The organism is Salinisphaera sp. SPP-AMP-43 (genome assembly GCF_049568105.1).
Classification (GTDB): Bacteria; Pseudomonadota; Gammaproteobacteria; order Nevskiales; family Salinisphaeraceae; genus Salinisphaera.
This window is the reverse complement of the sequence record NZ_CP145335.1, coordinates 3,136,015-3,149,659: the sequence shown is the minus strand read 5'-3', so window position 1 is coordinate 3,149,659 and position 13,645 is coordinate 3,136,015. Positions and strand designations below refer to the sequence as shown.

2 protein-coding genes are annotated in these 13,645 nt (G+C 64.7%); one reads left to right on the top strand and one right to left on the bottom strand.

Annotated features, from left to right (window positions below):
- Positions 1-4 precede the first annotated feature (4 nt).
- Positions 5-1,468, bottom strand: coding sequence for a tyrosine-type recombinase/integrase (locus tag V5738_RS13450; RefSeq protein WP_423824184.1), 1,464 nt, complete (start codon positions 1,466-1,468; stop codon positions 5-7).
- A gap of 882 nt (positions 1,469-2,350) precedes the next feature.
- Between V5738_RS13450 and V5738_RS13445 the strand changes: the two genes are divergently transcribed.
- Positions 2,351-13,639, top strand: a complete 11,289-nt coding sequence (locus V5738_RS13445) for an amino acid adenylation domain-containing protein (RefSeq protein ID WP_423821317.1) — start codon at positions 2,351-2,353, stop codon at positions 13,637-13,639.
- Positions 13,640-13,645: the final 6 nt, after the last annotated feature.

Here is a 13,645-nt window from a genome sequence, read left to right as displayed (position 1 = left end):
CAATCTAGCGCATGTCTTCGTCGGTTAGTCCCGCGAAAGACGCCTTCGCTATGGCGTCGGCTTGAATGCGGCGGCGTGCTTCTTCGTAGTCGGCGACGTTCGAGTCGTAGTAGACGCCCCGCGTCATACCTTCCTGTTCATGGCCAACGATGTCCTTAACTACGGCGTCCTGTACGCCAGCATTGAGCAGCATCGTATTCAGCGACATACGGAAGCAGTGGAAGTCGTGATTCGCGCCGAACCCCTCGCGCGTCTTGAGGTTCGAGAACCGTTTACCAAGGGCATTGCTGCGCTTGTTGTACTTGTTGTCCCGCTTTAGGCCGGGCAATAGGTAATCGTCGGTCGTGTCGGCTTTCAACCGTTCGACGACAGGGCGAAGCATGGGGTGGATCGGCGTATCGCGATTCCCCGCGTTGGTCTTGGCATCTCGAATCTTGAGTACGCCTAGCTCAAGGTCGGCGGCGTTGGCTGGCAATGAGCACAGCTCCTCTATGCGCGCTCCGGTAAACATGGCAAGACGTATCAGATCGCCAAGCATGGGGTCGGGCTTGGCGACGGCGGCGCGCAGCAATGAGACCGCCTCGCGTTGCGTATAGGCAACGCGTTGCTTGCCCTTCTTCGTGGATTGCTTGGGCAAGTTGACGCCATCGAATGGCGAGCGCTTCTCGCTGTCGATGATGTCGAGCCGACGTGACAGCCAGTTCCAATAACCGCGCGCTCCCGACAGTTCACGTCGGATGGTTCGGACCGCTCCACCTTCGGACAGCCTCTTGTCGGTGAAGGCTTGAACGGATGCGGGCGTGACATCCGAGACGAAAGGGCAGTCTTGCGAGATGCGTTCCACCCCGGCGCGGTACTGGTCGATGGACTTCTGGCCGACTTGGAGTCGGGCAAGGTAGGTGTCGAGGTGTTCGGTAAGTCGGACTAGCTGGCCCGTGGCGTACTGGTAGCCCTGAACGTTGAAAGCATGTTCATCGGTAGAGCGGACTTCGTCTAGGTCGGCTACGTCCGAGCCTTCTTGGGCCGCTGCCTTGCGGTCCCGGTCTTCGAGGTGGTCAAGCATCATAAACTTCGCTGCCTCCCTCTCATCGTCCGACGTGGCTCCAGCAATGGCACGACGCCACCATGAGAACTGCCGCGATAGTTCGTCGGGGTGTTTGCCGAGCGCTTCGTCTATCTCGCGCTGGACTTCGGCGGCTTTAAGGATAGCCAGCCTCTCAGCCTCGCTCTTGCTTTCGGTCCCCAACGAGCGGGACACGGTGTTCTGTCCCATCGCCTTAGCAGCTTTGGCGTCTAACTTCCGTCTGTAGACATAGCCTCTACGCTTCAGCTCGATGTATCCCGGCAAAGCTAATTCCCCCGTCGTCGCACCCACGTTTCGGACCCACGGTACACGGCCAAGCGACAGAAAATAAAGGGATTCATGGGCTTGGAGTGCGCCCTTTGGGGGTCCCTCTTCCCCAGCCATAATAAAAGCCCGCCTTGCGCGGGCTTTTTTTATGGCTGGCGTAGCGGCCCTAATGAGGCGCCCGGGTTCGACGAGCGCGCTGGTGCGCGCGAGGACGGTCGCGCCCACGTGACCGAGCCCGAAGGGCCGAGCGGCGAGCAATCCCTCTTCCCGAGCCATGAAAAGCCCGCCTTGTGCGGGCTTTTTTTATGGCGGGCCTAGCGGCCCTGATGAGGCGCCCGGGTTTGACGAGCGCGCTGGTGCACGCGAGGACGGTCGCGCCCACGTGACCGGGCCCGAAGGGCCGAGCGGCGAAGCCGCGAGCAATCCCTCTTGCCCGGCCATAAAAAGCCCGCCTTGTACGGGCTTTTTATGTTTGGCTTAGCTGCCCCGATAAGGCTTGGGGCCGAGGAGTGCGTGGCGCGAGATGCATTTGGCAGCTCTGATACCAAGAGCCACCTCCGTCGGTTTTCGGGGAGGGGGTGTCCATGAATGGATGGAACCCGACGCAGCGCGGCGCGAGTATGGCGCAGTGTTGCGCATGATCCACTGTTTTCGCTCATCCGGACAGGCTTCGATCGCATAGCAAAAAATTTATAACACCGGTATCGATGCTGGGTGTAGAGCTGAATCAATTGATTTTCGATATTTGGAATCAATGCTATAGGTATCAAAGACAGGCCGCGGTTCGGGCGCAATAGGGTTTAGATCTGGCCTTTGTCGGGGGCGACCAAATAAAGTTTTTTACTTATATATAAAAACAAAACCAGTTGGGTTACGCTCAAAGCGGGGACGATTTAGAGCGTTTTACGCTCGCGGCTTGAGGATCATTCCGGTATGGAAATGATCCGGGGGACTGGTCATGAAAATGGTGGAAACCGCTGCGTACCCGGTGATTTGCCGATGAGTGCGTGCGAGAGAGTCGTTTATGCCCTGACGCCGATGCAGCGCGGCATGCTGTATCAGAGTTTGGCGCACCCGAATTCGGCGGCGAACCTTGAACAGGTTCGTATCGAGGTTCATGTCGCGCTCAATGTCGATGCTTATATCGAGGCTTGGCGCACGGTCATCAATCGTCACGACATGCTGCGTTGTCGCTTCGCCTGGGATGATCGCGAAGAGCCGGTACAGATCATAGAGCCCGATGCCTGCTTCGAGGCCATGCACTACGACTTGGCCGAGCCGGGTACGGCTTCGCTGGAAGCGCTCGTAGCCCAAGATGCGGCACGCCCGTTTGATTTGACACGAGCCCCTTGTAATCGCCTGACGATCATTCGGCATGCCTCCGAGCGTTGGACGCTGCTTTGGACTTTCCATCATCTGGTCATCGATGGGCGTTCTTTCGTCGTCATCACCGATGAGGCCATGCGACTGTATCTAGCCCGCGTGGACGGCCGTTCGCCACCGATGCTCGAACCGCCTGTGCCCTACAAGGCATTCGTGGAGTGGTCGGCCGCCGAGGATAAAACAGCAGCGGAATCGGTATGGCGTGACTATCTCTCAGGGCTATCGAAGACGACACCGTTGCCGTGGTCACCGAGGAAATGGTCTACGACCGATCAGGGCTATGCCGGCGCTCGAGTAGTGGCTGCGGTCGATGAATGCGCGACCGCGAAACTACGTACGATCGGGCGTCGACAACGCCTCGGCTGGGCAGCGCTGATCGAGGGCGCCTGGGCGCTGTTGCTCTGGCGGCATGGCGCCGATGGCGACATCGTGTTCGGGGCCACGCGCAATGCGCGCCCGCGAGCGCTGGCTGGTAGCGGCCAGTGCGTCGGGCTATGTGTCGAGACCACCCCGCGCCGTGTGGCCATCCAAGCGGATACGCCGGTTGCCACGATCATGGCATCGCTGCGCGATGCAGCACGGGCGACTCGGGAGCTGGCGTATCCGGGATTGGCGGCGATCCAGCGCCAGGCAGGGGCGATCGAAGCCGGAAAATTATTCGACTCCATTGTGGTATTCGATGCCCAAAGCATGAACGCAGCGTTCCCGGCATACAGCGCGGCTGGCGAATGGGAGTTCGATTTCGAGCAATTTGTTGGCGAGCCGTTGACGCTGGCCGTGACCGGTGGATCGACACTCAGGCTCAAGCTCGAGTACGACACCGCCTGCTATGACGCAGCCACGGCGCGCGATATCGTCGAGCGCCTGGTCGTGATTCTCGAGCATATCGCCGACCACGGCGTTGACGAGCCGGCAGCCAGCGTTGCCTGGCTGACCGCCCGTGATCGCGCAGCGCGAGCCGATCAATACAACGATATAGGCGCGGCCGAGATGCCGGCGGGGGATCTGCGCTCGGCTATTGCGGCACGCGCTACGGCGACGCCAGAGCGCATCGCGCTCGTTTCGGGCGAACGAACGCTAACCTACGGTGCGCTCCAATCGTGCATCAATACGCTCGCAACCCGTCTTGACGGTGTGGGCGTGACACCCGGCGACCGGGTAGCGATTGTCTTGCCGCGTTCCGAGTGGCTGGTGATTGCCGCATTAGCGATACACCACCGCGGTGCAGCCTATGTGCCCTGCGATCCGAGCCATCCAGCCTCGCGGCTGGAGCGGGTGTTCGAGGTCGCCCGGCCGGTGGTCGTCATCACCGATCGCGATCATGCTGCGTCACTGTCGTTTGGAGCCGCCACGACCCTCTGCGTCGACGATGACAGCGCAGTGCCAGTATCGGCGCCGGAGCCGGTCGTGCCCGAGGGAGACCAGCCCGCGTACGTGATTTTCACCTCCGGCTCGACCGGGCAACCCAAGGGCGTGGTCGTCACCCACGCCAATGTCATGAATTTTGTTGCGGCGATGACGACGGCCCCGGGCCTGGCCAGTGGCGATCATTGGCTGGCGGTCACCACGCTCGGATTCGATATCGCTGTGCTGGAATTGTTTGGGCCACTGGTGGCTGGCGCGCGTGTCGTGATCGCTGACAACGCCGACGTCGGCGACGGCTCGGCCTTGGCTGCCTTGATCGCGCGTCACGGCGTTGATCATCTACAAGCCACGCCGGCTACCTGGCGCCTGTTGCGTGCAGTCGGCTGGCGTCCGCCGGCCGGTTTTACCGCGTTAATCGGTGGCGAGCCGCTGGAGGCGGCGCTAGCCGACGATCTGATGACGGCTGCCGAGGGCGAATTCGCGCTCTGGAATATGTATGGGCCGACTGAGGCCACAGTCTGGGCCACCTGCGAGCGCATCGTCGATGCTTACGATATCGGCATCGGCCGGCCAATCGCCAATCTGCGTTGCTATGTCGTGGATGCGGCGGGACAGCTGGTGGCGCCGGGTACGACCGGCGAACTCGTCATCGCCGGGCAGGGGGTCGCAGCCGGCTATCTCGACGATGCCGAGCGTACGGCGGCGGTCTTCAAGCCTTGGTCTCCGGCCCCGGGAGAGCCCACCGAGACCGTTTATTTTACCGGCGATCTCGCCCGCTGGGAGCCGGCTGGCGAACGCCCGGCACGGCTGAAATGCCTGGGGCGAACCGACGATCAGATCAAGCTGCGTGGACACCGTATCGAGCCGGGGGAGATCGAGACCGTGCTCGCTGCTCATCCGGCGATCGCCCAGGCAGTGGTGCGGTTGATCGAGGGCCCGCCGCCTCGGCTGGCGGCATGGCTGCGTTTGAATGCGGCGTTCGACGAAGCGGCGGTACGCGCTCATGTAGCAGCCCTGCTGCCGCCGATCATGTGTCCGGCGGTGTATATCCCGATCGATGTGTTCCCGTTGACCGCCAACGGCAAGGTCGATCGCCGTCGGTTGCCGGCCCCGCAGGCCGAATCGGCCGCCGAAGCCGGCTCGGGTTCGGTGGCGCCGCGCAATACCACCGAACGGCGGCTCGCCGAAATCTGGCAGCAGGCGATTGGCACTACGCGCCTGGGCATTGACGATAGTTTCTTCGCACTGGGCGGCGATTCCCTGTCGCTGGTTGGGGTACGGACACGTATCCAGCAGCAGTTCGGGCAAGCCCCGAGCATCGCCGAGCTGTTCGAATACCCGACGATTCGAAAGCTCGCCGAGCATATCCGCGCCACCGGTGAACCCGAGGCGGACGCAGAGACCGCCTCGGATGTGGCATCCCGGCCTGACGAGCCGGGCAAACAGGCGATCGCGATCATCGGTATGGCCGGGCGCTTTCCCGGCGCGGCTGATATGGCGACGTTCTGGGCTAATTTGGTCGCCGGGGTCGAGTCGATCTCGCGGTTCGATATCGAACAGATGCGGCCCTACGAGCCAGATATCGACGCGCTGATCCAACGCGATGATTTCATCGCTGCGCGCGGCTTGCTCGAGGGCGTGGAATATTTCGATGCGGGCTTTTTCGGCATTGCCCCGCGCGAAGCCAAACTGCTCGATCCGCAGCAGCGGTTATGGCTCGAAACGGCATGGCATGCCTTCGAGGATGCCGGCGTGGATCCAGCACGCTTCGGCGGGCCGATTTCGGTATTCGCGGGGGCCGGCTATATGCAGCCGTATATGCTCCACAACATTCTTCACGACCGGGCGCGAATCGAGGATCAGGTACGCGTGCGCGGCGTCGAAAGCTTTGCGGCGATGATCGGCAACGACCACGATTATCTGCCCACCCGTACGGCATTCAAGCTGGGCCTGACGGGGCCGGCGATCAATGTTCAGACTGCCTGTTCCACGGGATTGGTTGCGGTACACCAGGCCTGCCAGAGCCTGCGCACAGGCGAGTCGGCGATAGCGTTGGCCGGGGGCGTATCGATCGGTCTGCCACAAGAAGTGGGCTATATCGCCCAACAGGGTGGCATGCTCTCGACCGATGGGCATGTACGGACCTTCGATGCCCAAGCCTGTGGCACCGTATTCGGCAGCGGTCTGGCAGCGTTCGTGCTCAAACGCCTCGATGACGCGGTGGCCGACGGCGACGACGTGCTCGCCGTCATTCGTGGCACGGCGGTGAACAACGACGGCGCCGACAAGATGAGTTTCACCGCGCCCAGCCCGGCCGGCCAGGCCGGCGTGATCCGCGCCGCCCAGCAGGCCGCGGGTGTCATGCCGGACGACATCGGCTATGTCGAGGCCCACGGCACCGCTACGCCGCTGGGCGACCCGATCGAGATCGAAGGGCTCGTTCACGCCTGGCGCGCTGGCAATGCCGACGGAGCCCCGGTATGGCTCGGTTCGGTCAAGCCGAATGTCGGGCACTTGGATTCGGCGGCCGGGCCCGCGGGTCTGGCCAAGGTCGTGTATGCCGTGCGCGAAGGCCGGCTGCCGCCGACGTTGCACTATCGGTCGCCGAACCCGGCCATCGATTTCGAGGCCACGCCGTTTCGCGTAGTCGATCGGCTGACCGACTGGCCCAGCACGCCCGAGCGCCCGCGTATCGCGGGCATCTCGTCGTTTGGTGTTGGTGGTACCAATGCTCATGCTGTTATCGCCGAGCCGCCTGTCGCGGCCGAGGTTGGCCCGCCGCCGCGTGATGCACAGCTGCTGGTGGTTTCGGCACGCACCGCCTCGGCCTTGGCTACCCGCTGCCGTGATCTGGCCGCCTGGCTGGCGGCCCAGTCGAGAATCGATACGACGCCCGGACTTGCGGATGTTGCCTGGACGCTGGCCACTGGCCGCTCTGAAATGGCTTACCGCATCGCAGTGGTGGCGAGCACGCCGAGCGAAGCGGCTGCGGCGCTCTCGCGAGCCGCCGAGCAGGCTGGCAGCCGCCCGGCTACCGACCCGAATGCGCCGCCCTGTGTATTCATGTTCTCGGGCCAGGGGAGTCAGCACCCCGGCATGGGCCGTGCGTTATACGAGATACCCGGGGTATTTCGCGCGACGGTCGATCGGCTTGCCAAGGTCATCAACGCCGAACTGGGCCGCGATATTCGCGAGCTCATGTTCGCGCCGCGCGAGGATGCCGCGGCCATTGCCGCGCTCAGCGATACGGCGCTGGCCCAGCCGGCGCTGTTTATCATGGAGCTGGCGCTGGCCCGGCAGTTCGCGCATTGGGGCATCGAGCCAGAAGCCATGCTCGGACACAGCCTGGGTGAGTTCGCGGCAGCGGTGCTGGCCCGCGTGTTCAGCGAAGCCGAGGCCGCCCGCCTGATCGTGATTCGTGGGCGGCTAATGGCCGCTCAGGCGGGGGGCACAATGTGTGCGGTATATGCCTCCGCCGAGCGTATTGCCGAACGCCTGCCGAGTGGGGCCGAAATCAGCGCCATCAATGCGCCGGAACTATGCGTGGTTTCCGGCAATAAAGACGCCATTGAACGTCTTAGTGTCGAGCTCGAAGGGGCCGGAATCCGCTCGACGCGGCTGGCCGTGAGCCATGCGTTTCACAGCGAGGCCATGGTGCCCGCCATGGCGCCGCTGGCCGCGGCTGTGGCCGCAGCGAGGCCCAGGCCGGCGACACGGCGCATCATCTCCACGCTGACCGGGGCGCCGCTGGACGCCCAGGCCATGTGCGAGCCGCAATACTGGGCCCGACAGATGCGCGAACCAGTGCGATTTGCGGCCGCTGTGGCTTGTATTACCGGCGAGTCCGAGCGGGTGTTGGTCGAATGCGGCCCCGGCCGTCAGTTGACCGTGGCGGTCGGTCAGCAGAGCCAGCCGCCAGTCGCTCTGGCCAGCCAGCCGGGGCCACGCGATCCGATGCCGGCGGACGTGGCCGTACTTACGGCGCTCGGCAAGTTGTGGGAATACGGGCTGACACCCGACTGGGCGGCGTTGTTCGACATACAGACGCGGCCGCGCCGGCGCCTGCATTTGCCGGTCTATCCCTTCGAGCGCCAGCGCTATTGGATCGATCCGCCGGCGCATGCCGGGCTGATGCCCGCGAATTCGAATATGTCCGATCCTGCCTCTGTTCCCGGATTGCTCCCGGAGCCTGCCATGACGACCCAACCCGATCGTATTCCCGAACTTCAGGATCGCCTGCGACGCCTGTTCTTCGACTTGTCGGGGATCGACATCGCAGGCGACGACGCGGGTCGCAGTTTTGCGGCGCTGGGCATGGACTCAATGTTCCTGACCCAGGTATCTGCCGAAATTTCCACCGATTTCGGCGTGAAGGTCCGGTTCCGTGATCTGCTCGAGCATATCGATACGTTGCCGAAACTGGCCCGACATCTCGATAGCGAATTGCCGCCGCCCGAGCCGGTCGCCCAGCCGCAGCCGGCGGCTCCGGTAGCGACTCCGCCACCGGCCCAGACGGTGGCCCCGACAGCCGCGATATCGACCGCTGTGCCGGCAACTCCGACGTCGCCCCAGCCGTCGCCACCCGCCATGGCCGCGAGCAGCGATGCCCAGCGTGTCATCGAGCAACAGCTGGCCGTCATGCAGCAACAGTTGAGCCTGCTCGGCACTGCCAGTGCGCCGAGTGCGCCGAGTGCGCCGGCTCTGGCCTCGCCGGCGCCGCAGCCTCATTCGGCCCCGACCAATGCTGTCGCTTCGATGCCGGCAAGGGCGGCCAACGAATCGGCGATCGCGCTTGGCGGCCGACGCCAGGGCCATACGCAGCGCAGCGATGGCGCTCGTTTTGGCCCTTATAAGCCCGTGGCGACCGGCTCGGCCGGGGCGCTCACCACCGCCCAGCGTGATTTCATCGAGCAGTTGATGACCAGCTTTATCGAGCGTACCCCGGGCTCGCGCCAGCTGGCCGAGTGTGGACGCACGCGGCTTGCCGATCCGCGGCATGTGGTTGGCTTTCATCGCGACTGGAAACGCATGGCCTATCAGATCGCCATGCAATCCAGCCAGGGCGCCTACGTCATCGATGTCGACGATAATCGCTATGTCGATCTGACCATGAGCCTGGGTGTGGCCTATTTCGGCCACGGGCCGGAGTTCGTGCGTGAGGCCGTGCACGCCCAGCTCGAGCGGGGCATGGAACTTGGCCCGCAGGCGCCGGCTGCGCTGCGCGTGGCCGAGCAGCTCTGCCGGCTGACCGGGCATGAGCGGGCCAGCTTTACCAGTACCGGATCCGAGGCGGTGATGGCCGCGCTGCGCTGTGCACGCACGGTGACTGGGCGCGATCGGATCGTGTATTTCACTGGCGACTATCACGGCACCGTTGACGAGGTCCTGGGCCGAGCGCATGTGGCTGGCGATACGCTGTCCGCGCGCCCGGTTGCGCCAGGCATTACCGAAGCGGCGCTGGCGAACGTGCTAGTGCTCGACTACGACGACCCGGATTCGCTGGCGATCCTGGCCCAGCATGCCGACACCATCGCGGCGGTACTCGTCGAGCCCGTACAAAGCCGGCATCCGGATCGGCAGCCGGCCGAATTCGTACGCGAGTTGCGCCGCATCACGCGCGCGGCCGGCGCGGCGCTGGTCCTCGATGAGATGATCACTGGCTTTCGCTGCGGGATCGGCGGGCTTAATGCGCGCTGGAATGTCGAAGCCGATATCTGTATCTACGGCAAGATTCTCGGCGGCGGCCTGCCGATAGGTGCATTGGCGGGCGGGCGTCGCTGGCTGGATGCCATCGACGGTGGCGACTGGGCCTTCGATGACGACTCGGTGCCTGAGGCCGCGATGACGTTTTTTGCCGGCACCCACGTGCGACACCCGTTGGCGCTGGCTGCGGCTGAGGCCGTGCTGGAACAGCTGAGCGCCGACGATGGCGCGTCGCAGCGTGCGCTCGACCAGGCCACGGCCGCGTTTGCCGAGCGAATCAACACCGCCATGGCAACACGTGGTGTGCCGCTGCGTATCCGCCAGTTTGCCTCGTGGTTCCGCTTCGATGTGCCGGCGGATGCGCCGTTGGCCGGCCTGCTGTTCCCCTGGTTGGTCACGCGCGGTGTTTATGTGCGCGATGGTGCCCAGAACTGTTTCTTGTCCACCGCGCATACCGCCGAAGACATCGCGACTATCGAGAATGCGATTCTGGCCGGCGTGGATGCACTGATTAGTGCTGGGGCGCTGCCTGGGCAAGTCGGCGATGCGGCGAAGCGGCCCGCGGCGGCCGCCGAGCCAGCGCCGAACAGCGCCCGGAAGCGGCCCGTGTCCGGCACCGGTCTGGCGGTGGGCGATTCGATGCCGCTGATCGAAGCCCAGCGTGAGATCTGGCTTGCCCTGCAGATCGATCCGGAGGTGGCGCCGGCCTACAACGAGGTATCGCGGCTGGTCATCGAAGGCCCGCTCGATCGTGTGCTGTTCGAACAGGCCGGTCGCGCGGCTAGCGCACGCCACGAAGCCTTCGCGCTGCGGATTGCCGCCGACGGCGAACGTCAGTATCGGGTCGCTACGCCGTCGATTCATATCGAATGGTTCGATCAGCGCGCGGCCGAAGCGCCGCAGTCCGTGGCCGAGGCCGCCGTTACGGCCCTGAACGACCTAGCGCTGGATGTCACCGATCCTGACTGCCCGCTGCTCCGAATCGTGGTGCATCAGGTTGCCGATGCGTGTTTCGTGGTCGGTATGGTGGCGCACCATCTGGTTTGCGACGGCTGGTCGTGCATGCTGTTCTTCCGCGATCTGGGTGAGTTCTACAATGCGGCTCGAGCTGGCCGGACGCCGCAGCTGCCGTTATCCGTGCCGTTTTCGCAGCATGTCGCTACGCTAACCGCCCGCGACAGCGCGGCCGATCTTGCATGGTGGCGTACGGTGCACGCCGAGCCTGGCGCGCCGCTAGCATTGCCGACCCGCGGCCCGCGGCCGACGATTCGGCAAGCCGCCGGCCATACCGCACGGCTGTTGATCGATGCCGCGCTTGGTGCGCGGGTCGATGCTGCGGCCACCGCGCTCGGTGTGACCCGTTATGCACTGACCATGGCTGCGTTTGCGGCCCTGGTGATGCGGCTGGCCGACCAGCGTGAGCTGGTGCTGGCGATGCCGGTCGCAGGCCAGGCCATCGAGGGCGAGACCGAGCTCTGCGGCCACTGCGTACACACACTGCCGTTGCGTCTAGCCTGCGAGGCCGGGGCGACGTTCTCGGAGCTTTTGGCCACCGTACGGCGTGTGACTCGCGAAGCAGGCGAGCATGCCGGTGCGACCTATGGGCAGATCGTGCGCGAGGTCGCGCCGATACGCGACGGGGCACGACTGCCGCTGGCCGAGATCGTGTTCAACTGTGCCCCGGATGACGGTCCGCCACGCCTCGATGGGCTCGTCTGCACATTGGATGAACCGCCCAAGAGCGCCGTCCAGTTCGATCTGCATGTCGACCTAAAGATCGGCAAGGATGGCTGGATTGTCGATTGCGACTATGCAACCGCGCTGTTCGATCACGCCATGATCAGGGCGTGGCTGGCAGACTATGCCGACATTCTGGCCGCGGTCGCCGGCAATGCCGATATCGCGATCGCCGATTTGCCAGTGCATGCGGCTGCCGAACAGGATCCGGCCGACGGTTTCAATCCGGATGCGCTGCCGATCGATATGAGCATCGATCTGGCAGGCCGGCTGCGTGCGGCGGCCGCGATCGATCCCAAACGAACCGCGATCGCGCATGCCAGTGGCGATTGGGATTACGCCCGGCTGGATGCAGCCTCCGACGCCGTGGCGGCGAGCCTGGTCGCGCAGGGCATCCGGCCCGGCGATCGGGTCGGGCTGTGTGCCGAGCGTACGCCGGCGATGCTGGCCGGCATGCACGGCATCCTCAAAGCCGGTGCATCCTACGTGCCGATGGATCCGGCCTACCCGATGGATCGACTACGCTATATCGCCGAGGATTCGGGGCTGTCGCTGCGGCTGGTCGATACCGCGGCAGCACCGATCGACGGCGTACGCGATCTCGCCCTCGACGAAGCCCTGTTCGAACGCGCGCCGGCGCCTGAGATCGCCGTCGATCTCGAACGCGAAGCCTATGTCATCTATACCTCGGGCTCGACTGGCCGGCCCAAGGGAGTATCGATTCGTCAGCGTAATCTGTTGGCGTTTCTGGCCTGGAGCGAGCAGGCGTTGGACGATGCGGATATCGCTGGCATGTTGGCCGCGGCCTCCATCTGCTTCGATTTTTCGGTATTCGAGCTGTTCGTGCCATTGAGTCGCGGCGCCACCGTGGTGCTGGTCGAGGATCTGTTGGCACTGGTTCGGCCGCTACCGGGCCAGGTAACGCTTGTCTCGGGGGTGCCGTCGGCATTCGGCGAACTGCTGCGGCATGTCGCGCTGCCCGAGAGCGTGCGCATGGTGATGGTCGGCGGCGAGGCCGTGCGCAACGATCTGGTGGTTCGCCTGGCCGAACAGCCGAGCCAGCCCCGCGTGATGGAGTGCTACGGGCCGACTGAGACCACGATATTTGCCACGGTGGGCGAGCGCCAGCCGAATGGGCCGATCACCATCGGTGCGCCGATTGCCGGTTGGCGGGCGCGTATCGTGGATGAGCGCGGCCGGCCGGTCGCGATCGGCGCTACGGGGGAATTGCAGGTTGGCGGGGCCGGTGTGAGCGCCGGTTATCTCGGCCGGCCGGAACTCACCGCTGAGCGCTTCATAGCCGGTGCCGACGGCGAGGTTTGGTATCGCACCGGCGACCTGGCGCGCTGGCGCGAGGATGGGCGCATCGAATTCGTCGGCCGTGCCGATACCCAAGTCAAACTGCGAGGGTTTCGCATCGAGCTCGGTGAGATCGAGGCCGTGCTGACCGAGCATCCGGCGGTCGCCGAAGCAGTGGTCGCGATCCGGTCGGCCGGCGAGGGGGACGACCAGCTCGTTGCCTGGTGGCAGCCGGCCCCGCATATGGCACGGCCGGATGGCAATACGCTGCGGCGATATCTGCGCGAGCGGCTGCCGTTGCATATGGTGGCCCAGCAGTTCGTAGCGGTCGAGGCTTGGCCGCGCCTGGCCAACGGCAAGATTGATCGCAAGAACCTGCCGGAGCCGTTCGCGGCTGGCTCGGCCAGCGCCCCGGTGAACTCCGGGCCAAGCGAAGCAATGCTCGAGCGTATGCGCAGTCTCTGGGCCGAGGCGATTGGCCATGATATCGAAGCGTCGCCGGTGGATACGTTCATTGATGTCGGCGGGCATTCGCTGCTCGCGGTACGCGCGGTCGCAGCCGCGCGTGGGCACTACGGGGTAGAAATCCCGGTGCGGGCGATGCTGCTCGACAGCCTCGCTCAGCTGGCGCTGCGTCTAGAGGCCGACGACCAACCGCCGCCTGATACGAGTCGGCCAACCACGGCCGGCGATACCGCCGCTACAGATGCCGCCGGTGGTGATGCCGAGGCCGCACCGGCGAACGAGCGCGGTGGCCTGGCGGCACGCCTGCGCTTCGGGCGACGAGGCCGGCCGGTATGACCGGGA